General features: G+C 73.4%; 26 protein-coding genes and 2 tRNA genes. 14 read left to right on the top strand and 14 right to left on the bottom strand.

The genetic code is table 11. From position 1 onward, the window contains the following. Positions 1-61 precede the first annotated feature (61 nt). The 4 genes from tdh (at position 62) to ACF07S_RS21970 (ending at position 3,762) form a co-directional block, all read left to right on the top strand. Positions 62-1,090, top strand: a complete 1,029-nt coding sequence (gene tdh, locus ACF07S_RS21985; protein WP_391974871.1) for an L-threonine 3-dehydrogenase — start codon at positions 62-64, stop codon at positions 1,088-1,090. Positions 1,091-1,124: 34 nt separating this feature from the next. Next, on the top strand, positions 1,125-2,324 hold the full coding sequence (locus tag ACF07S_RS21980; RefSeq protein WP_391963458.1) for a glycine C-acetyltransferase: 1,200 nt from the start codon (positions 1,125-1,127) through the stop codon (positions 2,322-2,324). Positions 2,325-2,360: 36 nt separating this feature from the next. Further along, positions 2,361-3,266, top strand: a complete 906-nt coding sequence (locus ACF07S_RS21975; RefSeq protein WP_391974870.1) for a LysR family transcriptional regulator — start codon at positions 2,361-2,363, stop codon at positions 3,264-3,266. A gap of 136 nt (positions 3,267-3,402) precedes the next feature. Continuing rightward, on the top strand, positions 3,403-3,762 hold the full coding sequence (locus ACF07S_RS21970; protein WP_391963456.1) for an MmcQ/YjbR family DNA-binding protein: 360 nt from the start codon (positions 3,403-3,405) through the stop codon (positions 3,760-3,762). Positions 3,763-3,916: 154 nt separating this feature from the next. Here the strand turns inward: ACF07S_RS21970 and ACF07S_RS21965 are convergent, their stop codons facing one another. Together ACF07S_RS21965 and ACF07S_RS21960 are read right to left on the bottom strand one after the other, a co-directional pair. Further along, on the bottom strand, positions 3,917-4,840 hold the full coding sequence (locus ACF07S_RS21965; protein WP_391974869.1) for a transketolase family protein: 924 nt from the start codon (positions 4,838-4,840) through the stop codon (positions 3,917-3,919). A gap of 60 nt (positions 4,841-4,900) precedes the next feature. After that, on the bottom strand, positions 4,901-5,608 hold the full coding sequence (locus ACF07S_RS21960; protein ID WP_391974868.1) for a transketolase: 708 nt from the start codon (positions 5,606-5,608) through the stop codon (positions 4,901-4,903). A 146-nt stretch (positions 5,609-5,754) separates the two neighbouring features. Here ACF07S_RS21960 and ACF07S_RS21955 point away from each other — a divergent pair. The 5 genes from ACF07S_RS21955 to ACF07S_RS21935 all read left to right on the top strand — a co-directional run bounded on the left by ACF07S_RS21955 (position 5,755) and on the right by ACF07S_RS21935 (position 10,487). Beyond that, a tRNA-Pro gene (locus ACF07S_RS21955) sits at positions 5,755-5,828 on the top strand. 427 nt (positions 5,829-6,255) lie between these two features. Beyond that, positions 6,256-7,512, top strand: coding sequence for an ABC transporter substrate-binding protein (locus ACF07S_RS21950; protein WP_391974867.1), 1,257 nt, complete (start codon positions 6,256-6,258; stop codon positions 7,510-7,512). A gap of 5 nt (positions 7,513-7,517) precedes the next feature. Continuing rightward, positions 7,518-8,426 (top strand): carbohydrate ABC transporter permease, encoded by a 909-nt coding sequence (locus ACF07S_RS21945; protein WP_391963503.1) that lies wholly within the window; start codon positions 7,518-7,520, stop codon positions 8,424-8,426. Then, positions 8,426-9,259: a carbohydrate ABC transporter permease gene (locus tag ACF07S_RS21940; RefSeq protein ID WP_391974866.1), complete on the top strand. Its 834-nt coding sequence runs from the start codon at positions 8,426-8,428 to the stop codon at positions 9,257-9,259. Before ACF07S_RS21945 ends, ACF07S_RS21940 begins: the two co-directional genes overlap by 1 nt. Before the next feature lie 43 nt (positions 9,260-9,302). Further along, positions 9,303-10,487 carry an ABC transporter ATP-binding protein gene (locus ACF07S_RS21935; protein WP_391963451.1) on the top strand — a complete coding sequence of 395 codons (1,185 nt, stop codon included), beginning with the start codon at positions 9,303-9,305 and terminating at the stop codon, positions 10,485-10,487. Positions 10,488-10,499: 12 nt separating this feature from the next. Here the strand turns inward: ACF07S_RS21935 and ACF07S_RS21930 are convergent, their stop codons facing one another. The 5 genes from ACF07S_RS21930 to ACF07S_RS21910 all read right to left on the bottom strand — a co-directional run bounded on the left by ACF07S_RS21930 (position 10,500) and on the right by ACF07S_RS21910 (position 13,597). Then, on the bottom strand, positions 10,500-11,036 hold the full coding sequence (locus ACF07S_RS21930; protein ID WP_391963450.1) for an NUDIX hydrolase family protein: 537 nt from the start codon (positions 11,034-11,036) through the stop codon (positions 10,500-10,502). A 72-nt stretch (positions 11,037-11,108) separates the two neighbouring features. Further along, positions 11,109-11,921, bottom strand: coding sequence for an SAM-dependent methyltransferase (locus ACF07S_RS21925; RefSeq protein ID WP_391963449.1), 813 nt, complete (start codon positions 11,919-11,921; stop codon positions 11,109-11,111). A gap of 158 nt (positions 11,922-12,079) precedes the next feature. Next, positions 12,080-12,739, bottom strand: a complete 660-nt coding sequence (locus ACF07S_RS21920; protein ID WP_391974865.1) for an endonuclease — start codon at positions 12,737-12,739, stop codon at positions 12,080-12,082. Between the two features lie 2 nt (positions 12,740-12,741). After that, on the bottom strand, positions 12,742-13,074 hold the full coding sequence (locus ACF07S_RS21915; protein WP_391974864.1) for a DUF3140 domain-containing protein: 333 nt from the start codon (positions 13,072-13,074) through the stop codon (positions 12,742-12,744). Between the two features lie 40 nt (positions 13,075-13,114). Then, positions 13,115-13,597: a Dps family protein gene (locus ACF07S_RS21910; RefSeq protein WP_391974896.1), complete on the bottom strand. Its 483-nt coding sequence runs from the start codon at positions 13,595-13,597 to the stop codon at positions 13,115-13,117. 233 nt (positions 13,598-13,830) lie between these two features. Here ACF07S_RS21910 and ACF07S_RS21905 point away from each other — a divergent pair, with 233 nt between their 5' ends. Beyond that, entirely contained in the window at positions 13,831-15,018 is a 1,188-nt protein-coding gene (locus ACF07S_RS21905; RefSeq protein WP_391974863.1) for a thiolase family protein, read from the top strand. Positions 15,019-15,116: 98 nt separating this feature from the next. Then, positions 15,117-15,890, top strand: a complete 774-nt coding sequence (locus ACF07S_RS21900; protein WP_391974862.1) for a sulfite exporter TauE/SafE family protein — start codon at positions 15,117-15,119, stop codon at positions 15,888-15,890. On the opposite strand, the gene ACF07S_RS21895 is transcribed toward ACF07S_RS21900, so the two are convergent. Beyond that, positions 15,876-17,330 (bottom strand): diacylglycerol/lipid kinase family protein, encoded by a 1,455-nt coding sequence (locus ACF07S_RS21895; protein WP_391963444.1) that lies wholly within the window; start codon positions 17,328-17,330, stop codon positions 15,876-15,878. The genes ACF07S_RS21900 and ACF07S_RS21895 overlap by 15 nt on opposite strands. 165 nt (positions 17,331-17,495) lie before the next feature. On the opposite strand from ACF07S_RS21895, the gene ACF07S_RS21890 reads away from it, so the two are divergent. After that, complete coding sequence (locus ACF07S_RS21890) at positions 17,496-18,245, top strand: cobalt-precorrin-6A reductase (protein ID WP_391974861.1); 750 nt, start codon at positions 17,496-17,498, stop codon at positions 18,243-18,245. A gap of 9 nt (positions 18,246-18,254) precedes the next feature. Here ACF07S_RS21890 and cobF read toward each other — a convergent pair whose 3' ends face one another. Both cobF and ACF07S_RS21880 read right to left on the bottom strand, forming a co-directional pair. After that, positions 18,255-19,028 carry a precorrin-6A synthase (deacetylating) gene (cobF, locus tag ACF07S_RS21885; protein ID WP_391963442.1) on the bottom strand — a complete coding sequence of 258 codons (774 nt, stop codon included), beginning with the start codon at positions 19,026-19,028 and terminating at the stop codon, positions 18,255-18,257. Positions 19,029-19,083: 55 nt separating this feature from the next. Next, a complete protein-coding gene (locus tag ACF07S_RS21880; protein ID WP_391963441.1) occupies positions 19,084-19,620 on the bottom strand; it encodes a DUF309 domain-containing protein in 537 nt (178 codons plus the stop codon). Between the two features lie 99 nt (positions 19,621-19,719). On the opposite strand from ACF07S_RS21880, the gene ACF07S_RS21875 reads away from it, so the two are divergent. Both ACF07S_RS21875 and ACF07S_RS21870 read left to right on the top strand, forming a co-directional pair. Continuing rightward, a tRNA-Pro gene (locus ACF07S_RS21875) sits at positions 19,720-19,793 on the top strand. A 220-nt stretch (positions 19,794-20,013) separates the two neighbouring features. Further along, entirely contained in the window at positions 20,014-20,994 is a 981-nt protein-coding gene (locus ACF07S_RS21870) for an aldo/keto reductase (RefSeq protein ID WP_391963440.1), read from the top strand. Positions 20,995-21,009: 15 nt separating this feature from the next. On the opposite strand, the gene ACF07S_RS21865 is transcribed toward ACF07S_RS21870, so the two are convergent. The 4 genes from ACF07S_RS21865 to ACF07S_RS21850 all read right to left on the bottom strand — a co-directional run bounded on the left by ACF07S_RS21865 (position 21,010) and on the right by ACF07S_RS21850 (position 25,533). Then, positions 21,010-21,795 (bottom strand): GntR family transcriptional regulator, encoded by a 786-nt coding sequence (locus tag ACF07S_RS21865; protein ID WP_391974860.1) that lies wholly within the window; start codon positions 21,793-21,795, stop codon positions 21,010-21,012. Positions 21,796-21,840: 45 nt separating this feature from the next. Continuing rightward, the gene (gene iolD / locus ACF07S_RS21860) at positions 21,841-23,712 is read right to left on the bottom strand and encodes a 3D-(3,5/4)-trihydroxycyclohexane-1,2-dione acylhydrolase (decyclizing) (RefSeq protein ID WP_391974859.1); all 1,872 of its coding nucleotides are present in this window, start codon (positions 23,710-23,712) and stop codon (positions 21,841-21,843) included. Then, positions 23,709-24,602: a 5-deoxy-glucuronate isomerase gene (gene iolB / locus ACF07S_RS21855; protein WP_391974858.1), complete on the bottom strand. Its 894-nt coding sequence runs from the start codon at positions 24,600-24,602 to the stop codon at positions 23,709-23,711. Before iolB ends, iolD begins: the two co-directional genes overlap by 4 nt. A 67-nt stretch (positions 24,603-24,669) precedes the next feature. Next, the gene (locus ACF07S_RS21850) at positions 24,670-25,533 is read right to left on the bottom strand and encodes a deoxyribose-phosphate aldolase (RefSeq protein ID WP_391963501.1); all 864 of its coding nucleotides are present in this window, start codon (positions 25,531-25,533) and stop codon (positions 24,670-24,672) included. Positions 25,534-25,539 lie beyond the last annotated feature (6 nt).

The following is a 25,539-nucleotide window of genomic DNA, read 5'->3' as shown; positions in this document are numbered from 1 at the left end:
CCCGGACCGGGGCCTCTTCGGCATGTCCCGGCGCCGGCACTCACCCCGAGGAGCCGTAGCGTTGAAGGCGCTGGTCAAGGAGAAGGCGGAGCCCGGTCTGTGGCTCGCGGACGTCCCGGAGCCCGCCGTCGGGCCCGGCGACGTGCTGATCAAGGTGCTGCGCACCGGTATCTGCGGCACCGACCTGCACATCCGGTCCTGGGACGGCTGGGCCCGGCAGACGATCACCACCCCGCTGGTCCTCGGGCACGAGTTCGTCGGCGAGGTCGTCGGGACCGGCCGGGACGTCACCGACGTCAAGGACGGCGACCGGGTCAGCGGCGAGGGCCACCTGGTGTGCGGCAAGTGCCGCAACTGCCTGGCCGGACGCCGCCACCTGTGCCGGGCCACGGTCGGCCTCGGCGTCGGCCGCGACGGCGCCTTCGCCGAGTACGTCGTGCTCCCCGCCACCAACGTCTGGGTGCACCGGGTGCCCGTCGACCTCGACGTCGCCGCGATCTTCGACCCGTTCGGCAACGCCGTGCACACCGCGCTGTCCTTCCCGCTCGTCGGCGAGGACGTCCTGATCACCGGCGCCGGCCCGATCGGCCTGATGGCCGCCGCCGTGGCCCGGCACGCCGGCGCGCGCAACGTCGTGATCACCGACGTCAGCGAGGAGCGCCTGGAGCTCGCCCGCAAGATCGGCGCGACCCTCGCGCTGAACGTCGCCGAGTCGACCGTCGCCGAGGGGCAGCACACCCTCGGTCTGCGCGAGGGCTTCGACGTCGGCCTGGAGATGTCCGGCCGCCCCGAGGCCGTGCGGGACATGATCGCCAACATGACGCACGGCGGCCGGATCGCGATGCTCGGCCTGCCCGCCGAGGAGTTCCCGGTCGACTGGGCCCGCGTCGTCACCTCGATGATCACCATCAAGGGCATCTACGGCCGCGAGATGTTCGAGACCTGGTACGCCATGTCGGTGCTGCTGGAGGGCGGCCTCGACCTCGCCCCCGTGATCACCGGCCGCTACCCCTACCGCGACTTCGAGGCCGCCTTCGACGACGCGGCCGGCGGCAGGGGCGGCAAAGTCATCCTCGACTGGACCGCGTAACTCCCCGTACCCGCGAGCACCTTCAGGAGCCCCCATGTTCGACTCCGTGCGCGACGACCTGCGCGCCACCCTCGACGAGATCCGCGCCGCCGGGCTGCACAAGCCCGAGCGCGTGATCGGCAGCCCGCAGTCCGCCACCGTGAACGTCACCGCCGGCGGCCGTCCCGGCGAGGTCCTCAACTTCTGCGCCAACAACTACCTCGGCCTCGCCGACCACCCCGAGGTGATCGCCGCCGCCCACGAGGCCCTCGACCGCTGGGGCTACGGCATGGCGTCCGTCCGCTTCATCTGCGGCACCCAGGAGGTGCACAAGGAGCTCGAGGCACGGCTGTCGGCGTTCCTCGGCCAGGAGGACACGATCCTGTACTCCTCCTGCTTCGACGCCAACGGCGGTGTGTTCGAGACCCTGCTCGGCCCGGAGGACGCGGTGATCTCCGACGCGCTGAACCACGCGTCGATCATCGACGGCATCCGGCTCTCCAAGGCCCGCCGCTTCCGCTACGCCAACCGCGACATGGCGGACCTGGAGCGCCAGCTGAAGGAGGCCGCCGAGGGCGGCGCACGCCGCACCCTGATCGTCACCGACGGCGTCTTCTCCATGGACGGCTATGTGGCCCCCCTCGGCGAGATCTGCGACCTCGCCGACCGTCACGGCGCCATGGTCATGGTCGACGACTCGCACGCCGTCGGCTTCGTCGGTCCCGGCGGACGCGGCACGCCCGAGCTGCACGGCGTCATGGACCGCGTCGACATCATCACCGGCACCCTCGGCAAGGCACTCGGCGGCGCCTCCGGCGGCTATGTCGCCGCCCGCGCGGAGATCGTCGCCCTGCTGCGCCAGCGCTCCCGCCCCTACCTGTTCTCCAACACGCTCGCCCCGGTGATCGCCGCCGCCTCCCTGAAGGTCCTCGACCTGCTGGAGTCCGCCGACGACCTGCGGGTCCGGCTCGCGGAGAACACGGCCCTGTTCCGCCGCCGGATGACCGAGGAGGGCTTCGACGTCCTCCCCGGCGACCACGCCATCGCACCCGTGATGACCGGCGACGCCGCCCGCGCGGGACGCATGGCCGAGCTGCTGCTGGAACGCGGTGTGTACGTGATCGGCTTCTCGTACCCCGTCGTCCCGCAGGACCGGGCCCGCATCCGCGTCCAGCTGTCCGCCGCGCACTCCACCGAGGACGTGAACCGCGCGGTGGACGCCTTCGTCGCGGCCCGGGCGGAGCTCGACGGCTGACCGGAACGCACCGCTGCGTTTGAGACAATCGATCGCATGATCGAGGCGCGACGGCTCCACATCCTCCGTGCGGTGGCCGACCACCGCACGGTCACGGCGGCCGCCGCCGCGCTGTATCTCACCCCCTCGGCCGTCTCCCAGCAGCTCGCCGCACTGGAGCAGGAGACCGGCCACCGCCTCGTCGAGCGAGGCGCCAAGGGGGTACGGCTGACCCCGGCCGGCGAGATCCTGCTCAGCCACACCAACGTGGTCCTCGCCCAGCTGGAACGGGCCGAGGCCGAACTGGCCGCCTACGGGTCCGGCGAGGCGGGCACCGTCACGGTCGCCGCCTTCGCCACCGGGATCGCCCAGGTCGTCGCGCCGGCGCTGGCCCGCCTCGCCGGGACGTCCCCCGGCATCCGGATCCGCGTCCGGGACGCCGAGGGCGACGCCAGCCTGGTCATGGTGCTGGACCGGCAGGTCGACGTCGCCGTGGCCGTCGAGTACCGCGGGGCCCCGCCCGCCGACGACCCCCGGCTGACCCACCTGCCGCTGTACGCCGAACCGTTCGACGCGGTCGTCCCCGTCACCCACCGGCTGGCCGGCTGCGCGGAGGTGCCGCTCGCCGAGCTGGCCAAGGACCCCTGGATCGGCCCGTACCCCGGCAACCCCTGCCACGACGTGGTCGTCCTGGCCTGCGAGACCGCCGGCTTCCAGCCCCGGCCGGTGCACTCCTCGGACGACTTCCGCGCGGTGGTCGCCCTCGCCTCGGCGGACGCGGGCGTCGCGCTCGTGCCGCGCTCGGCACTGAACGGCATGGATCTCACGGGCGTGGTGGTGCGCCCCGTCGACGGCGTGGCGCCCACCCGCCGGGTCTTCGCCGCCGTGCGGCGGGGCGCCGAGGAGCACCCGCTGATCCGCCCGGTGCTGGACGCGTTGCGCGCGGCGGCCGGAGAGGCGTAGGGACCCGGCCGCCCCCTCACGGGTGGGAGAGGCGTGGGACACGGCACGATTCCTTGCGCGCGCCCGGCGGCGGGCGCGTCGCCGCCCGTCACCGGGTGATCCACCGATGTCAGTGGCAGCCGCTACGGTGCCTGCCATGCCGGATGCCGAAGACGTACGACGGATCGCCCTGTCCCTGCCGGACACGACGGAGAAGGTCGCCTGGAACATGCCCACGTTCCGGGTCGCGGGGAAGATGTTCGCCACCCTGCCCGAGGACGAGACCTCCCTCGCCGTGCGCTGCCCCAAGGAGGAACGCGACGAACTCGCCCTGGCCGAACCGGAGAAGTTCTGGATCGCCGGTCACGAGGCGCAGTTCGCCTGGGTCAGGGTCCGCCTCGCCGCCCTGGAGGACGAGGGCGAACTGCGGGACATCCTCGCCGACTCCTGGCGTCAGGCGGCCCCGCCGGTCCTGCTGGAGGCGCATCCCCGGCTGGGCCTGCCGCTCGCCGGCTGAAGAACCGGGGGCGCCGTCGGTGCCCCCCGGCATGATCCGGAACCGTGACCGGCAGCCGGGGCCGGAGGGGGCCCCGGCTGCCGCCGGCCCCGGTGCCCGGAGGCGGCCGAGGTCCGCGGCGGGGCCGGGGGAGAGCCGGCAGGAGCCGGCCGTCTCACGTCTCCGCCGGCGCCGGCCGGCCCGCACCGGTGAATCCGCCGATGCGCGCCCGCAGCGACCGGACGTCGAGACCGTGTGCCGCCACATGCTCATCGACCCGCCCGTACCGCCGCAGCTCGGCCCGGCCCACGCCCAGCCCCAGCACCCGGTGCGGCACGTCGGCGAGCGCGTCGTTCGCCGCCGCCGTCGAGGTGCCCGCCAGATACGGCTCGACGAGGACGACGTCCGTCCCCGCCGTCCCGGTGGCGCGGCGCAGGCCGGCCGCGTCGAAGGGGCGGACGGTGGTGGCGTACAGCACGGTGACGTCCAGGCCCTCGGTGGCGTCGAGCACGGCGTCCAGCGTCGGTCCGACGGCGACCACGGTCCCGGAGCGGCCCTCCCGCACGGTGCGGAACCGCTCCCCGTCCACGGGCAGCCCGCGCGCGTTGGACTGCGTCGAGAGCCGCACGTACACCTTGTCGTCACCCGCGGCCACCGCGTGCCGCAGCAGCGTCTCCGCCTCGTCCGGGTGCCCCGGTACGTGCACCGTCCAGCCGTCCAGGGTGTCCAGCAGCGCCACATCACCCGGGGCCATGTGCGTGTACCCGCCGGCCGGCCAGTCGAAGGAGGCGGCGGCACTCACCAGCACCGCCCCCGCGCCCTGGTGCCCGAGATCCAGTTTGACCTGTTCGAACGGCCGCTCCACGAGGAAGCTCGCGAAGGTGTGCGCGACGGGCCGCAGCCCGGTCAGCGCCATCCCGGCCGCGGCGCCGACCAGGAGCTGTTCCCGGATGCCCACGTTGACGACCCGGTCCGGGTGCCGGCGCCGTGCCTCGGCGAAGCCGTCCGCGCCGATCTCGGCGAGGACCACCGCGACCCGCGGATCCTCGTCGAGCAGCCGGGTGACGACAGGGGCGAATCGATCACGCATGGTGTCCACGGAATCTCTTCCTCTCGCTGGTGGGACGACAGGGGGTCACCTGGTGGGGCGGCAGGCGGGTCACGCGTTCTTCGGCTCGACCCGTGCCACGACCGCGTGCGGCCGGCCCGGGTGCGGCGCGGTGAACGCGTCGTACAGCGCGTCGTGGTCGCGGCCGTCGACCGTGAGCGCGGACCAGCCCGCCGCCTCGAAGCGGGCGGCGATCCCGCCGGGCCGGGCGTACGAGGCGGAGGAGTTGTCGACGACGACGGTGTGCAGCCGCTCCAGACCGGCCGGCCCGGCGAAGGCGATCGCCTCGTGGTTGCTGCCCTCGTCCAGTTCGGCGTCCCCGATCAGCGTCCACACCAGGGGCTCGTCGAGCCCCTGGGCGCGCAGCCCCAGCGCGGTGCCGACCGCGATCGGCAGCCCGTGCCCCAGCGACCCGCTGCCGATCTCCGCCCCCGGCACGAGTACGCGGTCGGGATGGTGGCCGAGCGGGGAGTCGTACGAGCCGAAGCCCGGCAGCCACTCCACCGGCAGGAACCCCTTGGCGGCCAGCACGGCGTAGTACGCCATCGGCCCGTGCCCCTTGGACAGCAGGAAGCGGTCCCGCCCGGGATCGTCCGCCCGTCCCGGTCCGACCCGCAGCACCCGGTCGTAGAGCACCCACAGCACGTCCAGCGTGGACGTGGCGGCGGGGCCGTGCTTCTCGTCGCCGGTCATCAGCCCCATCAGGGCCGGCAGATCCGTGTACCCGTACGTACGTGTGTGTTCCCCGGTGATCGTCATAAGGCGATCGTGCAACCTCAACCAAGCTTCAGGTCAAGCGTTCCCCCGGGTTCACGTCCCGGTGAACGGGGCGCGATCACCGCCCCGAGTGCGATATGGTTTCCGTGCGCGTTCGGTCCGGGGAATCCCCCAGGTCAGACGGGCAACGGGACGTGGCGCAGCTTGGTAGCGCACTTGACTGGGGGTCAAGGGGTCGCAGGTTCAAATCCTGTCGTCCCGACTTGCCGAGTGGCAGGCCGGAGGCCGTATCGGGGACACCCGGGACGGCCTCTTCGTCGTTTCCCCCGTGTTCTCGCGCCGCCTCCCGCTCCGCCCGGCGGCCGCGGTCGGGGACCGCGCCCCCGCCGTGACGGCATCGGCACCCTCGCCGAACGGCTCTTCACCGGCGAGACGGCGGTCAGGACCCACCCGGACCGCGCGACGGCCGAGCTGGGCCTCGACGGCAGCGCCCGGGCCGTGATGGCGGTCCACGGGGCCGGCCCGGTGGTGCCGGGCGGCTCCGGGGACCGAGCCGCCCGCCGATCCTTATGGGTGAGTCGTCGTGAATGTCCTTGATGTCGCTCCAGGCCCTGCCTAACGTTCGCCGAGTAGGCGAAGCCGCGGGCCCCGGCACCCGCGCCGCGATCCGGAAGCGAGGTGGAGAGCGCGTGGTGCGACGGACGAGGGCGCTGGTCGCGCTGACTCTGCTGGCGTCGACGCTCGCCGCCTGCGGCGGCGAGGAGGAGACCTCCCGCCCCGCCCTCAACTGGTACAACTTCCCCGACGACTCCGGCGCCCTGCAGCAGGCCGCCGACCGGTGCAGCCGGGCATCGGACGGCCGCTACCGGATCATCTACCACAAACTGCCCCGCGCCGCCGACGGCCAGCGCCAGCAGATGGTGCGCAGGCTCGCCGCCGAGGACGACTCCCTCGACATCCTGGGCCTGGACGTCACCTGGGCCGCCGAGTTCGCCGAGGCCCGCTGGATCCGGGAGTGGACGGGCGGGAACAAGCGCCGGGCCACCGACGGCACGCTGCGCGTCCCGCTGCAGACCGCCACCTGGAAGGGCAGGCTCTACGCCGTCCCGTACAACACCAACACCCAGCTCCTGTGGTACCGCAAGGACCTGGTGCCCACCCCGCCGAAGACCTGGTCCGAGATGATCGGCATGTCCCGCGCCCTCGCCCGGCAGGGCAAACCGCACTACGTGGAGATCCAGGGCGCCCAGTACGAGGGCCTGACCGTCTGGTTCAACACCCTGGTCAACAGCGCGGGCGGCTCCATCCTCGATCCGGGCGCCACCGAGCCCTCCCTCGGTCCGCCGGCCGTGCGGGCCGCCTCGATCATGCGGGACCTCGCCCGCTCCCCGGCCGCCGACCCCTCCCTGCCCAACCAGTTCGAGGACCAGAACCGCCTGGCCATGGAGTCGGGGGTGGCGGCCTTCGAGCTCAACTACCCGTTCGTCTATCCGTCGATGAAGGCGAACAACCCGAAGCTGTTCGAGGACTTCCGCTGGGCGCCCTACCCCCGGGTCGACGCCGGCCGTCCCGCCCGCCCCACCGTCGGCGGCATCGACCTCGCCGTCAGCGCCTACTCCCGCCACCCCGACCTGGCCTTCGAGGCCGCCCTCTGCCTGCGCAACCGGGAGAACCAGCTCGCCGCCGCGCTCGAGGGCGGCCTGCCGCCCACCCTGCGCGCCCTGTACGACGAGCCGGCCTTCACGAAGGAGTACCCCTTCTCCCGGGAGGTGCTGGCCGCCCTGGAGTCGGCGAGCGTGCGGCCGCTCACCCCCGTCTACCAGAACGTGTCGATCGCCGTCTCCCACACCCTGTCCCCGCCCTCCGGCATCCGGCCGGAGGACGCGGTCGGCACCATCGGGGAACAGATCGACGAGGCCCTGCGATCCGAGGGTGTGATCCCGTGAGCACGATGGCGGAGCCGGCGAAGGGCAAGGCGGCGCCCTCGGCCGGCGCCAAGCAGGAGCGTCGGCTGGGCTGGCTGCTGTGCGCACCGGCCGTCCTCGTCATGATCGCCGTGACCGCCTACCCCATCGGCTACGCGGTCTACCTCTCCCTCCAGCGCTACGACCTGCGCTTCCCGGCCCGGGCCGAGTTCGTGGGGCTGAGCAACTACGGGGCGGTGCTGTCCTCGCCGTTCTGGTGGGACGCCTTCTGGGTCACGCTGTTCATCACCGCCGTGTCGGTGGCCGTCGAGCTCGTCCTGGGCATGGGCCTCGCCCTGGTGATGCACCGGACGATCTTCCTGCGCGGCACGGTGCGCACCGCCGTCCTCATCCCGTACGGCATCGTCACCGTCGTCGCCGCCTTCTCCTGGCAGTACGCATGGACCCCCGAACTCGGCTACCTCGCCGAACTGCTGCCCAGCGGTGAGGCCCCGCTCACCGAGCAGTGGCCCGCGCTGTGGCTGATCATCCTCGCCGAGGTGTGGAAGACCACCCCGTTCATGGCGCTGCTGCTGCTGGCCGGGCTCGCCCTGGTCCCCGAGGAGACCCTCAGGGCGGCCATGGTCGACGGCGCCTCACCCTGGCAGCGGTTCACCAAGGTCATGGTGCCGCTGATGAAACCGGCCATCCTGGTCGCGCTGCTCTTCCGCACCCTGGACGCCTTCCGCATCTTCGACAACATCTACGTCCTGACCGCGGGCGCCCAGGGCACCGGGTCCCTGTCGATCCTCGGCTACGACAACCTGTTCACCGCGCTGAACCTGGGCATCGGGTCGGCGATCTCGGTCCTGATCTTCCTCTGCGTCGGGATCATCGCCTTCACCTTCGTCAAGCTGTTCGGCGCGGCCGCACCGGGCGCGGAGGTGAAGCGCTGATGGCCGCCGTGGGCAAGACGCACGCGACCCGCTGGGGCGTCGTCAACATCGTGGTGGTGCTGTACGCCCTGTTCCCGGTGGGGTGGATCGCCGCGCTGTCGTTCAAGGACCCCGCGACCCTCACCGACGGCAACTACGTCCCCCGCGACTGGACCTGGGAGAACTACCGGGGCATCTTCGAGACCTCCGAGTTCACCCGGGCACTGGTCAACTCGATCGGCATCGCCCTGATCTCCACCCTGATCGCGGTGATCCTGGGCACCATGGCCGCCTACGCGGTGGCCCGGCTGCGGTTCCCCGGCAAGCAGGTCCTCATCGGCATGTCGCTGCTGATCGCCATGTTCCCGCCGATCTCGCTGGTGTCCCCGCTGTTCAACATCGAGCGGATCATCGGCATCTTCGACACCTGGCCGGGGCTGATCATCCCGTACATGACCTTCTCGCTGCCGCTGGCGATCTACACCCTGTCGGCGTTCTTCCGGGAGATCCCCTGGGACCTGGAGAAGGCCGCCAAGGTGGACGGGGCCACCCCCGCACAGGCCTTCCGGCTGGTCATCGTGCCGCTGGCGGCGCCGGGCGTGTTCACCACCGCCATCCTCGTGTTCATCTTCTGCTGGAACGACTTCCTGTTCGCGATCTCGCTGACCTCCACCGAGTCCGCGCGGACCGTGCCCGCCGCGATCGCGTTCTTCACCGGCAGCTCGCAGTTCCAGCAGCCCACCGGGTCGATCGCCGCCGCGGCCGTGGTGATCACCATCCCGATCATCGTCTTCGTCCTGCTCTTCCAGCGGCGGATCGTCGCCGGACTGACCTCCGGGGCGGTCAAGGGATGAGCCGGAAGGCTCAGAAGGCTCAGATGGCAAGGAGGCACCAGCCGTGGCCGAGATCGTCCTAGAGGGAGTCACCAAGCGGTATCCCGACGGCTCCCTCGCCGTGCGGGACGTGGACATCGCCATCGCCGACGGCGAGTTCGTGATCCTGGTCGGCCCGTCCGGGTGCGGCAAGTCCACCACCCTGAACATGATCGCGGGACTCGAGGACATCACCGAGGGCACCCTGCGCATCGGCGGCCGGGTCGTCAACGACCTCGCGCCCAAGGAGCGCGACGTCGCCATGGTGTTCCAGAGCTACGCCCTGTACCCGCACATGAGCGTGCGGGAGAACATGGGGTTCCCGCTGCGGCTGGCGAAGGTGGACAAGGCCGCCATCGACCGCAAGGTCGAGGAGGCCGCCCGGGTGCTCGACCTGGGCGAGTTCCTGGAACGCAAGCCCGCCAACCTCTCCGGCGGCCAGCGCCAGCGGGTGGCCATGGGGCGGGCCATCGTGCGCGATCCCAAGGCGTTCCTCATGGACGAGCCGCTGTCCAACCTCGACGCCAAGCTGCGGGTGCAGATGCGCACCCAGATCTCCCGGCTGCAACGCCGGCTGGGCACCACCACCGTGTACGTCACCCACGACCAGACCGAGGCGATGACCCTCGGCGACCGGGTGGTCGTCATGCGGCAGGGCCTGATCCAGCAGATCGGCACCCCCGCCCAGCTCTACGACATGCCGCGCAACCTGTTCGTCGCGGGCTTCATCGGCTCCCCGGCGATGAACTTCGTCAGCGCCTCCCTCGCCGGGGGACTCCTGCGCACCCCGCTGGGCGACCTGCCCATCGAGGACCGCGTGCGCCGGGCGCTGGAGGAACGGAACGCACCCCGCGAGGTCATCGTCGGGCTGCGCCCCGAGGCCTTCGAGGACGCGAGCCTGGCGCGCGGGACGGGCGGCCCCGTGGTCACCGCCACCGTGGACGTACTGGAGTCGCTGGGCTCCGACGCCTACGTCCACTTCAGCGCCGAGGGCGGTCCGGTGACCACCGCCGAACTGGAGGAACTGGCCACGGACTCCGGCGCGCGCGACACCGGCGCCGGGGCCGCGCAGCAGATCGTGGCCCGGCTGGACGCCGCCACCCGGGCCCGCGAGGGCGCACCCGTCGACCTCCGGGTCGACATGGGCAAGGCCCATGTCTTCGACCCGGCCACCGGGGCCAACCTCACCCACCCGGAGCGCGTGGAGTAGGCCGTGGCGGCGTCAGACCGCGCAGCCCGCGTGCGCCAGCGCCTGCTTCAGCAGCACCCCGTGCCCGCCCGGCATCTCGCTCTGGACCGCCTGCGACGCGGCCTCCTGCGGGCTGAACCACACCAGGTCGAGCGCGTCCTGCCGGGGCCGGCAGTCACCCGTCACCGGCACGATGTACGCCAGCGACACCGCGTGCTGGCGGGGATCGTGGAAGGGCGTGATCCCCTGGGTGGGGAAGTACTCGGCGACCGTGAACGGCTGGAGCGACGCCGGGACACGGGGCAGCGCCACCGGGCCGAGATCCTTCTCCAGATGGCGCAGCAGGGCGTCCCGGACGCGTTCGTGGTGCAGCACCCGGCCGGAGACCAGAGTCCGGCTGACCGTTCCGTCGGGCCCGATGCGCAGCAGCAGGCCGACGCTGGTGACTTCGCCACTGTCGTCGACACGTACGGGAACGGCCTCGACGTACAGGATCGGCATGTGGGCGCGCGCCATCTCCAGATCGTCGGAGGACAGCCAGCCCGGCGTGGTTTCGGTCATGTCAGACATTGCTTGATCATACTTTCAACGGTCGTGGTAGGGCAGTAGCCGCTCCGGACGACTGTGACCGCCCTCGGGGGGTCAGGGCTTCACCGCCACCGCGCCGTACTGCGGCACCGCGGCGGCCGAGTCCGAGGCGGCACGCCACTGCGAGCACGACACCAGGCCGGGCTCGACCGGTTCCAGTCCCTCGAAGAACGCGGCGATGTCGGCGGCGCCGCGGGCCGTGATCGGGGGAGTGGCGTTCTCGTTCCAGAACTCCATGGCGGGGATCTGCAGTTCGCCCCCCACCTCGGGGTCGAACGTGGGGTGCGTGAGGACCAGGAAGCTCCCGGAGGGCACCGCCGCCATGATCCGGCGCACGATGTCACGGGCCTTGTCGGTGTCGAGCACGAAGTTGAGGATGCCCAGCATCATCACCGCGACGGGCCGGGAGACGTCCAGGGTTTCGGCGGCGCGCTCCAGGATGGCCTGCGGATCGTGCACATCGGCGTCGATGTAGTCGGTGGCGCCCTCGCTGCTGCCGGTCAGCAGGGTGCGGGCGTGCACCAGCACGATCGGGTCGTTGTCGACGTACACGATCCGCGAGTCCGGCGCGATGCGCTGGGCGATCTCGTGGGTGTTGTCCGCGGTGGGGAGCCCCGTGCCGATGTCGAGGAACTGCCGCACGCCGCGCTCGCGGGTCAGATACGTCACCGCCCGGCCCAGGAACTCGCGGTCCGCCCGGGCGATGTCCCGGACGACCGGGTTGATCGAGGCGACGTGGTCGCCGACCCGCTGGTCGACCTCGTAGTTGTCCTTGCCGCCGATCCAGTAGTTCCACACGCGCGCGTTGTGCGCCACACCGGTGTTCAGCCTCGCCGAGCCGCTCGGCGGGGTGTGGCTCTCACTCACGGTCTCTTCCTCTCCCTTGCCCGTACGGCCGCATCAGGCCGTACGGGCATTGTGCCGTGCGGTGATCACGTTGTCCCGCGAAGGGGGAGCCGGAGTCCCGCGAAGGGGGAGCCCCGAGTCCGGTGGAGGGGAGGCCGGACGGCCCGGTCGGCGTGGGGTCAGGAGGACGCGGCCCGGGCCAGGGAGTCCTCGGCCACGCCCTTGTCGATCGCCGCGCGGACCAACGCGGCCGCGAGAACGGCCGGTTCGGTGTCCCCCGCGAGGGAGAGGAGCCGGTCGGGGCTCGGCGGCAGCCGCAGCCGTTCGGCACCCTGGAGGGCCTTCGCGTCCAGGTACGGCGCGGCCTCCGGCCAGACGCGCTGGACCTCGCGCAGGAAGATGCCGGCACCGGCCGGGCCGATGCCGGGGAACTCCTGGAGCAGGCGGCGCAGTTCGGCGACCTCGCCGTCCGCCTGCGCGCGGAGCCCGCGCAGGTCGCCGCCCCAGCGCTCGGTCACCAACCGGGCCGCGTCGCTCAGTTGGGTGGCGGTGCGTTCGTCGTAACGCCGGTAGCCACCCCGGCCGAGCGCGTCCACCCGCTCCCGCCGCTTCGCGCCGGCCATCCGGCGGGGATCGCGCAGTCCCGCCTCGTGCAGCGCACGGGCGGTGGCCACGGCGACCGGTCCCCTGATGCGGGCGCTCAGCAGCTGGGCCAGCACCAGCAACCGGTACAGCGGCTGCGGGGCGTCCTCCAGCCCGATGCCCGCCTCCTCCGCGTACGTCCGTCCGTGCGCCCCGACGAGGGCGCGCACCACGGCCCGCTCGTCCCGGCCGGCCACGGCTACGCCTCGAGCGGGTCGTGACCGGGCGTCATCGGGCGGTGCCGGCGGGGTGTGTCCCCGGCGGCGGGCTCGTTCTCCGGGGCGGTCCGCGCGGTGACGGCCTCCACGACCTCCTCCGTCACCCGCAGATCGTCCTCGGTGAGGCCGGTCCGGCGCCCGCGCAGGACGGCCGGGACGCGCTGTCCCGTCCCGGTGCCCGCCCGGTCCGGCAGCGGTCCGGTGCTCCCGTCGGCGTCGCTCACCCGCAGCCGGGCCGCCGGTTTTGCCGAGGCCGTGTCCACCGCGCGGGGGAAGTCGTCCCGCAGCCCGTCGATCTCGAGGGCGTCGCTCATGATCTGCCCCTTGGGTGGTGTCTTCCGGGTGCCGCGGCGGTCAGGACTCCCCGGAGAAGTTCTCCGCCTCGAACATCCAGCGCTGCTTCTCCAGTTCCGCGGTGATCGAGATCAGCAGGTCCTGGGTGACCAGGTCCGCCTTCTCGGTGGCGTCGATGCGCTCGCGCAGCCGGGTGATCGCAGCGCCCAGCGCCTCCGTCATCACCCGGACGGCCTCCGTGTCGCGCAGCCAGCCCTGCGCCGGGGCCGGCAGGGAGAAGACCTTGGCGATGGTCTCCGGACGGCCGTCCGGCGGCACGCCGAGCGCCGCGGCCCGCTCCGCCACCGTGTCGGACTGGGCGCGCGCGGCCACGACCACCTCGTCCAGCTGGAGGTGGATGGACCGGAACCGGGGACCCACGACGTTCCAGTGCGCCTGCTTCCCGATCAGCGACAGCCCGAGCAGGTCGATCAGGGTCTCCTGGAGGGCCTCGCAGGAAACCCGGCGTGCCTCGTCGGGCAGGGTGCTCTTCACGACGGTCATGGGGTGCTGCTCCTCCTCGCTCGATGTGTCGTCCACGAACGCGCGGGTGCCCCTGCCCCCCCTGGCACAAACCCGGCCCGGCCCCGGCCCCGGTGTGCCCCGGGCGGGCTCCACCGGGGCCCGGGGAGCCTTCCCAGGGGCCGTCGAGCGGTCTATAGTCGAAAACTAGCGATGCTAATTAAGCTGGTCGCCGGTCCCCGTACAGCCGTCGGCACCGGGTCAGGAGTTCTGTCGTGCGCCCCGTCCACTTCGCGGCCGCCCGCCGCACCCCCATCGGCAAACTGCGCGGAGCCCTGTCCTCCGTACGGCCCGACGACCTCGCCGCGGCGGTGATCCGCGCACTGGTCGCCGACGTCCCCGCGCTGGACCCCGCCCGCGTCGACGACGTCTACTGGGGCGCCGCCAACCAGGCCGGCGAGGACAACCGCAACGTCGCCCGCATGGCCGCGCTGCTCGCCGGGCTCCCCGAGTCCGTCCCCGGCGCCACGGTCAACCGGCTGTGCGCCTCCGGCCTCGAGGCCGTCACCACCGCCGCCCGCGCCATCGCCGCCGGCGAGGCCGACATCGTGATCGCGGGCGGCTCCGAGTCGATGAGCCGCGCCCCCTTCGTCCTGCCCCGCCCCGACGAGGCCCTCCCGCACCGCATGGAGACCGCCGACACCCGCCTCGGCTGGCGGCTGGTCAATCCGGCCATGAAGGACCTGCACGGCGTGCTGGCGATGGGCGAGACGGCGGAGGAGGTCGCCACCCGGTACGGCGTCCCGCGCGAACGGCAGGACGAGTTCGCCCTGCGCAGCCACCAACGGGCCGCCGACGCCCGCAGGAACGGTCACTTCCAGGACGAACTCCTGCCCGTCCGCCGCCCGGACGGAGTGGTCGTCGACACCGACGAGTGCGTCCGCGAGGACACCTCGATCGAGAAGCTGGCCCGGCTGAAGCCGGTGTTCCGCGCGGGCGGCTCGGTCACCGCGGGCAACGCGTCCCCGATGAACGACGGCGCGGCCGGACTGATCCTGGTCAGCGAGGAGGCCCTGAACGAACTGGGACTGGAGTCGCTGGGCCGCTACGTCGCCGGAGCCTCCGCGGGTGTCCACCCGGACGTCATGGGCATCGGCCCCGTCCCCGCCACGCGCGAGGCGCTGGACCGCGCCGGCTGGAGCGTGGGCGACCTGCGCGAGGCCGAGTTCAACGAGGCCTTCGCGGCGCAGGCCCTGGCCTGCGTGGACCGGCTCGGCATCGACCCCGACCTGGTCAACCCCAGCGGCGGCGCGATCGCCCTGGGCCACCCGCTGGGCTGCTCCGGCGCCCGCATCCTCACCACCCTGCTGCACCGCATGCGCCGCACCGGCGCCGAGCGGGGCCTGGCGACGATGTGCGTGGGCGTGGGCCAGGGCAGCGCGGTACTGGTGGAGCGGCACTGAGCTCCTGAAGGAGCCGCCACGGCGCCGGGCGCACGGCAGCCGTCCGGCGGGACGGTCCTTACGGGCGCCGGGTGCTTGCACATAGCATCGGCCTCCGCATGAACACGATGACGCTCTGGCACCTCAACGGCTGGGAATTCGCCGCGCTCGCCTTCGCGGCCCTGCTCGTCGGTTTCTCCAAGACCGCCGTCAGCGGGGCCAACACGGTCAGCCTCGCCATCTTCGCCGCCGTCCTGCCCGCCCGCGCCTCCACCGGCGTCCTGCTGCCCCTCCTGATCGCCGGAGACCTGCTCGCCGTCCTCACCTACCGGCGGCACGCCCACTGGCCCACGCTGTGGCGGCTGTTCCCGGCGGTCGCGGCCGGCGTCGCCGTCGGCACCGTGTTCCTGCTGTGGGCGGACGACCGAGCCGTACGGACCTCGATCGGGGCGATCCTGCTGCTGATGGCCGGGGTGACGGTCCGGCGGCGGCGCCGGGCCGGCGCGGAGGAGGAGCCGGAGGGGATCACCACCCGGGCCGGCCGCGTCAAGGCCCGCTCCTACGGCGTCCTCGGCGGCTTCACCACCATGGTCGCCAACGCGGGCGGCCCGGTGATGTCGATGTACCTGCTCTCCGCGGGCTTCAGGAAGCTCGGCTTCCTCGGCACCTCGGCGTTCTTCTTCCTGATCGTCAACACCTCCAAGCTGCCCTTCAGCGCCGGCCTCGGCCTGATCGACGCCGATTCGCTGCTGCTGGACGCCGCGCTCGTGCTGTTCGTGCTGCCCGGCGCGGTCCTCGGGAAATGGGCCGTCAACCGGATCGACCAGCGGCTCTTCGAGCAACTGGTGATCGCGGCGACGGTGGTGGGCGGCCTGCAGCTACTGGTGCGATGAGCGGGGCCCGGCCGGCTCGTTCGGCCCGGTCTCCGGTGCCCGGTACGGCGCGGCCGGCCGGGCCGGTTCCCGGGGCGGGGCCGGAACGGCGTACGAGTGGTGGAGCCGGCTCGGCGCGGCGGTACGGCCGACCGTCGCCGCCAGCTTGCGCAGCCGCCGCCAGTCCAGCCCCGGCGCGGCCCTGGTGACGCCCGGCCGCTTGCGCGGGACGCGGACCCGGAGTGCGCCCGGAGCGATACGGCAGTGGACCGGGGCGGGCAGCACCATCGCCTCCCCGTCGACCCCGGCCTCCACCGCCGCGCGGTCCGCCTCGATGACGACCTCGGAGGCGGTCAGGATGGTGAGCCCGCCCGGATCCGGGTTCAGCAGCAGCGCGGCGGCGCCGACGGCGCCCTCCAGCCGGACGCCGAGGACACCCAGCACGGCCGAGTCGAGCCGCTCCCGCCGCCCGAGCCCGAAGGGGTCGCCGGTGCGGTAGGGATTGTTGCTGACCAGCACGGCCTGCGGCGCGGTCAGGGTCGTTCCCCCCGCGCGGGCGACCAGCCGGGGCCCCTGCCGGCCGCTGAGCAGACCGGGCAGCATCTCCAGGCTGGTGCCGATCTTGTCGTCGCGGTAGGCGGGACTCTGCACGATGGCCGCGTACGCGCCGAAGGAGGCGTTGTTCACGAACGGCTGGTCGCCCGCGAAGCCCAGGTCGACCCGGAGCTCCACGCCGTCGGTGAGCGCGTCCAGGCAGGCGGCGGGGTTCCCGCGGTCGAGGCCCAGGTCCAGGGCGAAGTGGTTGCGCGTCCCGGCGCTGATCACCAGGAACGGGATGTCGTGCTCGGCGGCCACGGCCGCCACCAGCGCCTGGGTGCCGTCGCCACCGGCGGCGCCCAGCAGATCCGCGCCGTCCGCGACGGCGGCCCGGGCCAGCGCGGTGACGTCGTGCTGCTCGCCCGGGTGGAGCAGGATCACCCGCGCGCCCAGGCGTTCCGCCTTCTCCCGCAGCCGGAACCGGCCCACCTTGCCGCCGCCGGACCGGGGGTTCATGATCAGCACCGGCCGCCGGGGCGGCGGCAGCCGCCGCTCCCGTGTCCGGGCCCGCTCCGTGCCGGTTCCACGCAGCGCGAACCGGCCGCTCCACACCGCCACGCCCCACAGGGTCAGGGACACCAGCAATGCCCAGAACAGGGTGGCGGCGAACAGGGCGATCAGGGCCGCGGGCACGCAGACGGCGATCAGCGCGGCCCCCCACCGCAGCGGGCCCCGCAGGGTCAGCGTCCACCACACGGCGGCCGCGCTGAGCCCCAGTCCCGCCACCCCGCAGACCAGCAGGAGCAGTCCGCGCAGCCCGCCGTAGACGAGGGGGGTCGCCACCGCGAGCACGGCGGCGGTCAGCGCCCCCCGTGCCGCCCACCGCTGCACGCGGTAGCCCTGCCTGCTCAAGTCCACGGCCATGGTTCCTCCAGTCGACGGCGTCATCGTAGGACGTGGGCGCACCCGTGTGCGGCCCGATACCGGATGCCGGTCACCGCGGCCGGCCGGACGCGCCGTCCGGGTCGGTGCAGGGCCGGTGCAGGGCCGGTGCCGGGCGGCGCGTCCGCGCCTCGTACCCTCGGCGCCATGTCCCCCCACGTCCTGGTCCTCGGCGGCACCACCGAGGCACGCGAACTGGCCGCCGCGCTCACCGCCCGTCCCGGAACGCGGGTCACCACCTCGCTCGCCGGACGCGTCAGCAGGCCGGGCGCGGTCGCGGGCGAGGTGCGCGTCGGCGGTTTCGGCGGGGCGGAGGGACTGGCCGAGTGGCTGCGCGAGCAGTGCGCGGACGCCGTGGTCGACGCCACGCACCCGTTCGCCGAGACGATCACGGCGAACGCGGCACGGGCCGCGGCCGCCGCCGGGCTGCCCCTGGTGGTACTGCGCCGCCCCGGCTGGCACCCCGGCCCCCGGGACCACTGGCACCCGGTCTCCTCCCTCCCGGCGGCGGCCGACCTGCTGCCCCGGCTCGGACACCGGGTGTTCCTGACCACCGGCCGCCTGGGCCTGGCCGCCTTCGCCCACCTGAGGGAACTGCGCTTCGTGGCCCGGTCGGTGGAACCGCCCGAGCCGCCCATGCCACCGCACACCCACGTCCTGCTCGCCCGCGGCCCCTTCACCGCGGCCGGCGAGACGGACCTGCTGCGCGAGCACCGCATCGACGTCCTGGTGACGAAGGACAGCGGCGGAGCCGCCACCTCCGCCAAACTCACCGCGGCCCGTGACCTCGGACTGCCGGTCGTGGTCGTACGCCGCCCGCCCCTGCCGGACGGGGTCACCGCGGTTCCCGACGTCCGGGCGGCCCTGCGCCGGCTGGACGCCGCGCACCGGCCCTGAGCGCAGGGCTCAGCGCCCGTCCGGTGCGCGGCGCAGCAGATACGTGTCCATGATCCAGCCCTTGCGCTCGCGGGCCTCGGCCCGCAGCCGCTCGATCCGGGGAGCCGCCTCGTCGAGCGGTCCGGAGACGAGGATCTCGTCCGGGGTACCGATGTACGCGCCCCAGTAGATGTCGACGTCCTGGCCGGCCAGCTCGCGGAAGGTCTGGTGGGCGTCCAGCATCACCACCACGTCGTCCACGCCCTCCGGGAACCCCTCGGCGAGCCGCCGGCCCGTGGTGATCTGCACCGGGCGGGCCACGCGGTTGAGCCCCGTGCGGTGCCGGGCGACGAGCGCCGAGACACTGCTGATGCCCGGCACCACGTCGTACGTGAAGGAGACGGCACCGCGTTCCAGGACCTCCTCGAGGATGCCGAGCGTGCTGTCGTACAGCGACGGGTCCCCCCACACCAGGAACGCGCCGGTCTCGTCCTCGCCCAGCTCCCCGGCGATCATCCGCTCGTAGATGTCCGCGCGGGCGCTGCGCCAGTCCCCGACGGCGGGGGAGTACGCCGTACCGCCGGCCGCCCGGTCCCGCTCCGGGTCACGTGCCTCGACGACGCGGTACGCCCCCTGCGGCACGTGTGCCTCGAGCATGTCCCGGCGCAGCCGGGTCAGGTCCGCCTTCGCCTCGCCCTTGTCGAGGATGAAGAACACGTCCGTGCTCCGCAGTGCCTTGACCGCCTGCAGGGTCAGCTGGTCGGGGTCGCCCGCGCCGATACCGATGACATGAATCTCTCGCACGCCCCGAGTCTGCCGCACGGCACCGGCAGGGCGTACACCGCATCCGGTCACTCCGTCACGCGGCCCTCCTCAACCGGGGCGCCCGCGCCCCCGCGTCCACCGGAACGCCGTTCCCCCGCTCCACCTCCGCCGCCAGCTCCCGGGCCCAGGCGATCACCCCCGGAAGATCGATCCCGTGCGGCCGGCTGCCGGCCCGCGCCCCCGCCGCCCACTCCTCCGCCGCGCGGGCCCCGCGGCGCAGCAGCCGCGCCCCGCCGGCGACGTTCCCGCGCGCGGCGTGGGTGAGCCCCACGGCCAGCTGGGCCAGACCGCGCCACAGCTCGCGTTCCTCCTGCGGCCCCGACTTCCAGGCGTCCTCGAAGACCTCGTGCGCGTGGAACGGCTTCCCCTCGTCCAGCAGCCGCTGCGCCTCCGCCACGCTCTCCTCCGGCCGCCGCACCACCCCCTCGGGCTGCCGGGGCACGCCCGGCGAGCCGTACGGCAGGGGGCGCCCGAGCCCGTCCCGCGGCCGGGCGTTGCGCGCCCGGCCCTCGTTGTCCCGGTCCCGCGCGGCGGCGGACCGGCCCGACGGAGTGCTGTCCATGCTGCCCATACGCCGATTGTCCCGCGCCCGGACCCGCTTCGGGCCCGGGCGCGGTGTGCGGTAAGGTGCTGTTCGCGCGATCACGCGGTTCACCGCACGTGAGCGCACCGGGACGTGGCGCAGCTTGGTAGCGCACTTGACTGGGGGTCAAGGGGTCGCAGGTTCAAATCCTGTCGTCCCGACAGAGTGCCCGGGCCGTCTGCCCGGGCCGGGGCCTTGTTCCACTTCGGTGGGACAGGGCCCTCGGTCGTTTCCGGGAAGCGCTCCCGTTCCGGGCAGTCCCCGACAGCACGGCCTTCGCTCCCACGTGCTGCCCCACGGCCTTGACTTGGAGCGCGCTTCAACAGGAAGACTCCCGTTCCGTGCCCCGACGACGGGGTGCGAGAACGGGAGGGACCAGTCATGAAGTACCGCACCATCGGCACCGGTCCGCACAGCCGCCGGGTGAGCGTGCTCGCGCTCGGCGCGATGCTGTTCGGATCGGTGACCGACGAGAAGACCTCCTACGCCCTGCTCGACCGCTATGTCGAGGCGGGCGGGAACTTCGTCGACACGTCCGACAACTACGCCTTCTGGACCGACGGGGGACAGGGCGGGCAGAGCGAGGACCTGCTCGGCCGCTGGCGGCGCAGCCGGGGAGTCGGCGACGAGGTCGTCGTCGCGACCAAGCTCGGCGCCCGCCCCCTCGCCCCCGGCACGAGCTACACCGACAACCCCGAGGGCCTGTCCGCGAAGGTGATCCGGGAATCCTCCGAACGCAGCCGCGAACGGCTCGGCACGGAGCGGCTGGACCTGCTGTACGCGCACATCGACGACCACACGGTCCCCCAGCGGGAGACGGTCGAGGGCTTCGGGGCCCTGGTCGCCGAGGGCACGGTGGGGCTGCTCGGGGTGAGCAACCAGGCCCTGTGGCGGGTGGAGCGGGCCCGCGCCCTCGCGGCGGCGGCCGGGCTGCCCGGCTACGAGGTCCTGCAGTACCAGCACAGCTATCTGCGCCCGCGCACCGACGTCCCCGACGCCCTCTTCCCCGACGGCAGCCTCGGCCACGCCGGCGCCGAGCTGGCCGGCTATCTGCGGGCCGAGCCCGCGCTCACCCTGGTCGCCTACTCGCCGCTGCTCGGGGGCGCCTACATCCGCCCCGAACGGCTGCCCGGCGACTACGACCACCCGGGTACCCCGGCCCGCCTCGCGGTCCTGCGCGAGGTCGCCCGGGAGACCGGGGCGACGCTCAACCAGGTGGTGCTGGCCTGGCAGATCGGCCACGAACTGCCGGTCCTCCCGCTGGTTGGTGTGTCGTCACTGGCCCAACTGGAGGAGAACCTGGGCGCGGTGGACCTGGAACTGTCGGCGGAACAGCGCGCCCGGCTGGACGCGGCGCACTGAACCGCCGGCCGTGCCTCACGGTCTGACCAGAAGCTGGAACTCGAACGAGTACCGGGACGCACGGTAGACGTGCGTGCCGTACTCCACCGGCCGCCCCGTGTCGTCGTAGGCCGTGCGCTGCATGGTGAGGAGGGCGGCGCCCTCCTTCTCCTCCAGGCGGGCGGCCTCGTCGGCGGTGGCCGCGCGGGCGCCGACGGTCTGGCGGGCGCTGTGCAGGGTGATGCCGCCCGCGCGCATCATCCGGTACAGACCGGTCGACTCCAGGCGGGCGCTGTCGAGGCCGAGCAGGCCCGGGGGCAGGTAGTTGCACAGCAGGGCCACCGGCCGGCCGTGGGTGCGGCGCAGCCGCTCCAGCAGGACGACCCCGCTCCCCTCGGCCAGGCCCAGGGCGGCCGCGACGCCGGCGGACGCCGGGACCGTCTCGTTGCGGACCACCCGGGTGGTCGGGGCCTGGCCGGCCGCCTCCAGGTCGTCGTAGAGGCTGCTCAGCTCCAGGGGGCGCCTGACCTGGCTGTGCACCACCTGGGTGCCCACCCCGCGCCGCCGGACCAGGAGCCCCTTGTCGACCAGCGACTGGATGGCCTGGCGGACGGTGGGGCGGGACAGACCGAGGCGCACGGACAGGCCGACCTCGTTGCCCAGGAGGTTGCCCGGGGCCAGGTGCCCGTGGTCGATCGCCGCCTCCAGCTGCTGCGCGAGCTGGTGGTACAACGGCACCGGACTGCCCCGGTCCAGGGCGAAGTCCAGCGCGCCCGGCGCGGGTTCGGTCGCGGCACGTGCGGGGTCACCGGTCTTCGCCATGGACGTACCTCCCGGATGCGGGTGCGGACGGGGTCGTGAACGGGGCTACAGATGGCGGCGGCGGCCGGCGACCTGGGCGTCGTACCGCTCACGGGCCTGGACGGCGGCCTCGCGGGCGGCCACCTCGGCCACCGGCACGTCCCACCAGGCCTGCGCCGGGGGAGCGGTGGGAGCGGGGTCGGTCTCGACGTACACGCACGTCGGCCGGTCGGAGGCGCGGGCCTCGGCCAGCGCGTCGCGCAGCTCCCGCACGGTCTTGGCCCGCAGCACGTCCATGCCGAGGCTGGCGGCGTTCGCGGCGAGGTCCACGGGCAGCGGGGCGCCGGTGAACGTGCCGTCGTCGGCGCGGTAGCGGTAGGCGGTGCCGAAGCGCTCGCCGCCGGTCTCCTCGGACAGGCCGCCGATGGAGGCGTAGCCGTGGTTCTGGACCAGCACCAGGTTGACGGGCAGGCCCTCCTGGACGGCGGTGACGATCTCCGTCGGCATCATCAGGTAGGTGCCGTCGCCGACCAGTGCCCAGACCGGTGTGCCGGGGGCGGCCTGCTGCACGCCCAGGGCGGCCGGGATCTCGTAGCCCATGCAGGAGTAGCCGTACTCCAGGTGGTACTGGCGCGGGCTGCGCGAGCGCCACAGCTTGTGCAGGTCGCCGGGGAGCGAACCGGCCGCGTTGATCACCACGTCGTCGTCGCCGACGACCGCGTCGAGCGCGCCGAGCACCTGCGTCTGCGTCGGTACGGCCGTGTCGTCGCCGGCCCGGTAGGCGGTCTCGACGACCTGCTCCCAGCGTTCCTTGCCGGCCCGGTACTCCGCCGCGTACGACTCCTGCACGCGGTGCCCGGTGAGGGCCTCGGTGAGCCGTTCCAGTCCGGTCCGCGCGTCGCAGACCAGGGTGCGCGCCGCCAGCTTGTGCGCGTCGAAGCCGGTGATGTTGACGTTGAGGAAGCGCACGCCGGGGTTCTGGAAGAGGGTGCCGGAGGCGGTGGTGAAGTCGGTGTGGCGGGTGCCGACGCCGATCACCAGGTCGGCGGTGCGGGCGAGTTCGTCGCTGACCGCCGTGCCGGTGTGGCCGATGCCGCCGAGGTCGGCCGGGTGGTCGTGGCGCAGGGAGCCCTTGCCGGCCTGGGTGGAGGCGACCGGGATGCCGGTGGCGTCCGCGAACGCCCTGAGGGCCTCCTCCGCCTCGCTGTGGTGGACTCCGCCGCCCGCGACGACGAGCGGGCGCCGCGCGGCCCGTACGGCCTCCGCCGCCGCCGCCAGCTCGGCCGGGTCCGGGGCGGGACGGCGGACGTACCAGACGCGTTCGGTGAAGAACTCCTCCGGCCAGTCGTACGCCTCCGCCTGAACGTCCTGGGGGAGGGCCAGCGTCACCGCACCGGTCTCGGCCGGGTCGGCGAGCACCCGCATGGCCCGGAGCGCCGAGGGGATCAGCGCCTCCGGGCGGGTGACGCGGTCGAAGTACCGCGACACCGGGCGGAGCGTGTCGTTGACCGACACATCGGCCCCGACCGGGTGTTCCAGCTGCTGGAGCAGCGGGTCGGCGGCGCGCGAGGCGAAGTAGTCGCCGGGGAGCAGGAGGACCGGCAGGCGGTTGACGGTGGCGAGGGCGGCGCCGGTGACGAGGTTCGTCGCGCCGGGGCCGATGGACGTCGTCACCGCCTGTGCCGAGAGCCGGTTGAGCTGACGGGCGTACCCGACGGCGGCGTGCACCATCGCCTGCTCGTTGCGCCCCTGGTGGTACGGCATGACGTCCGCGTGCTCGACCAGCGCCTGCCCGACGCCCGCCACGTTGCCGTGGCCGAAGATGCCCCAGGTGCCCGCGATCAGCCGGCGCCGTACGCCGTCCCGTTCGGTGTACTGGGCGGACAGGAACCGCACCAGCGCCTGGGCGGTCGTCAGTCGGCGGGTGGTGGCGCTCATGCGGACCTCTCCGGTGCGGTGTAGAGGGGGAGTCGGGGGTCGGCCGGCTGCTCCGGCCAGGTGCCGCGGATCCAGGCGTGATCGGGGTGGTCGCAGATCAGCCAGGCGCGTTCCTCCCCGGGGCCGGCCATCACGTTCAGGTAGTACATGTGGTGGCCGGGCACGGCCATGGACGGCCCGTGCCAGCCGTCCGGGACGAGGACGACGTCACCGTCGCGCACCTCGGCCAGCACGTCCGTCTCCCGGCCCGGGCCGGACGGGGACACCCGCTGGTAGCCGAGGCCGGGAGTGCCGTCGTGGCCGGCGAACTCGAAGTAGTAGATCTCCTCCAGCACGGACTCCTCGCCCGGCACGTGCTCGTCGTGCTTGTGCGGGGGGAAGGAGGACCAGTTGCCGCCCGGGGTGATGACCTCGACCGCGATGAGCTTGTCGCACTCGAACACGTCCGCGGCGCCGAAGTTGTTGACCTGCCGGGAGCAGGTGCCGGTGCCGCGCAGCTCCACCGGGACGCCGTCGGCCGGCCCGTAGCGGGCGGGCAGCCGGCGGGTGCAGCGGGCGCCGGTGAGCGCGAACCGCCCGCCGGCCACGGAGGTCACGGTCGCGTGGGCGTCGCGGGGGACGTAGGCGAAGTCGGTGACGCCGTCGAACACGCTTGTGCGGCCGGTGAGTTCGAAGGTGTCGTGACCGAAGTCGTCGGCCGTGGTGACGGTGCAGCCACCGCTCAGCGGCAGCACGATCCACTCGCTCTCGCCCGCTTCGAAGGTGTGTGTGCCGCCCGGCGCCAGTTCCAGCACCCGCAGGCCGGCGTAGCCCCAGCCGGCCGTCTCCGGCGTCACGTCGACGAGGTAGGGGCCGGCGGGCGCCCGGCCGGCGGGAAGATGATGCGTCATGCCATGCCTCCGTTGTGGGACGGGCTTCTCACGACGGAGGCCGTGCCTCCGTCGTCGGACGGGCTTCTCACAGCAGACCGACGGCCGTGTCGACCGCCGTCTCCACACTGCCCCCGGCCGGGTAGAGCAGCGAACGGCCGACGACCATGCCCTGCACGGTGGGCAGCCGCAGCGCCTTGCCCCACCGTTCGTACGCCGCCTCCTGGTCGCCGACCTCGCCGCCGAGCAGGACGACGGGCAGCGTCGAGGCGCGCAGCACCTGCTCCATGTCGTCGACGTCGTCGGTGACCGGGAGCTTCAGCCAGGTGTAGGCGGAGGTGCCGCCCAGCCCGGAGGCGATGGCGATGGAGCGGGTGACGGCCCCGGCGGACAGGTCGTTGCGGACCCGGCCGTCCACCCGGCGCGAGATGAAGGGCTCCACGAACACGGGCAGCCGGCGCTCCGCCATGGCGTCCACGGCGCGGGCGGCGGACTCCAGCGTGGCCAGCGAACCCGGGTCCTCGTAGTCGAGGCGGACCAGCAGTTTGCCCGCGTCGAAGCCCAGCCGGGCGATGTCCTCGGCGCGGTGGCCGGTGAAGCGGTCGTCCATCTCGAAGGCCGCCCCGGCCAGGCCGCCGCGGTTCATGGAGCCCATGACGACCTTGTTCTCCAGGGCCCCGAGCAGCAGCAGGTCCTCCAGGATGTCGGCGGTGGCCAGCACCCCGTCCACGCCCGGCCGGGACAGGGCGATGCAGAGGCGTTCCAGCAGGTCGGCGCGGTCCGCCATGGCCAGGGGCCGGTCGCCGATGGCGAGCGCGCCCCGGGCGGGGTGGTCGGCGGCCACGATCATCAGCCGGCCGCTGTCGCCGATCAGCGGTCGGCGGGCCCGGCGGGCGGCCGCCTCGGCGACGGCCTCCGGGTTGCGGGCTCGGACCGTGGTGAGGTCGGTCATGCTGAG

Origin of the sequence: Streptomyces sp. NPDC016640 (genome assembly GCF_043076215.1) — a bacterium.
In the GTDB taxonomy this organism is placed as follows: domain Bacteria; phylum Actinomycetota; class Actinomycetes; order Streptomycetales; family Streptomycetaceae; genus Streptomyces.
This window is presented reverse-complemented; position numbering and strand designations above follow the sequence as displayed.

Bases quoted from the DNA above. Each gene is read 5' to 3' on its own strand.
- ACF07S_RS21980 (WP_391963458.1), top strand. From the start codon at position 1,125: ATGTTCGACTCCGTGCGCGACGACCTGCGCGCCACCCTCGACGAGATC.
- ACF07S_RS21975 (WP_391974870.1), top strand. From the start codon at position 2,361: ATGATCGAGGCGCGACGGCTCCACATCCTCCGTGCGGTGGCCGACCAC.
- ACF07S_RS21970 (WP_391963456.1), top strand. From the start codon at position 3,403: ATGCCGGATGCCGAAGACGTACGACGGATCGCCCTGTCCCTGCCGGAC.
- ACF07S_RS21960 (WP_391974868.1), bottom strand. From the start codon at position 5,608: ATGACGATCACCGGGGAACACACACGTACGTACGGGTACACGGATCTG.
- ACF07S_RS21945 (WP_391963503.1), top strand. From the start codon at position 7,518: ATGGCGGAGCCGGCGAAGGGCAAGGCGGCGCCCTCGGCCGGCGCCAAG.
- ACF07S_RS21940 (WP_391974866.1), top strand. From the start codon at position 8,426: ATGGCCGCCGTGGGCAAGACGCACGCGACCCGCTGGGGCGTCGTCAAC.
- ACF07S_RS21930 (WP_391963450.1), bottom strand. From the start codon at position 11,036: ATGTCTGACATGACCGAAACCACGCCGGGCTGGCTGTCCTCCGACGAT.
- ACF07S_RS21915 (WP_391974864.1), bottom strand. From the start codon at position 13,074: ATGAGCGACGCCCTCGAGATCGACGGGCTGCGGGACGACTTCCCCCGC.
- ACF07S_RS21910 (WP_391974896.1), bottom strand. From the start codon at position 13,597: ATGACCGTCGTGAAGAGCACCCTGCCCGACGAGGCACGCCGGGTTTCC.
- ACF07S_RS21900 (WP_391974862.1), top strand. From the start codon at position 15,117: ATGAACACGATGACGCTCTGGCACCTCAACGGCTGGGAATTCGCCGCG.
- ACF07S_RS21895 (WP_391963444.1), bottom strand. From the start codon at position 17,330: ATGGCCGTGGACTTGAGCAGGCAGGGCTACCGCGTGCAGCGGTGGGCG.
- ACF07S_RS21890 (WP_391974861.1), top strand. From the start codon at position 17,496: ATGTCCCCCCACGTCCTGGTCCTCGGCGGCACCACCGAGGCACGCGAA.
- ACF07S_RS21880 (WP_391963441.1), bottom strand. From the start codon at position 19,620: ATGGGCAGCATGGACAGCACTCCGTCGGGCCGGTCCGCCGCCGCGCGG.
- ACF07S_RS21870 (WP_391963440.1), top strand. From the start codon at position 20,014: ATGAAGTACCGCACCATCGGCACCGGTCCGCACAGCCGCCGGGTGAGC.
- ACF07S_RS21865 (WP_391974860.1), bottom strand. From the start codon at position 21,795: ATGGCGAAGACCGGTGACCCCGCACGTGCCGCGACCGAACCCGCGCCG.
- iolD (WP_391974859.1), bottom strand. From the start codon at position 23,712: ATGAGCGCCACCACCCGCCGACTGACGACCGCCCAGGCGCTGGTGCGG.
- iolB (WP_391974858.1), bottom strand. From the start codon at position 24,602: ATGACGCATCATCTTCCCGCCGGCCGGGCGCCCGCCGGCCCCTACCTC.
- ACF07S_RS21850 (WP_391963501.1), bottom strand. From the start codon at position 25,533: ATGACCGACCTCACCACGGTCCGAGCCCGCAACCCGGAGGCCGTCGCC.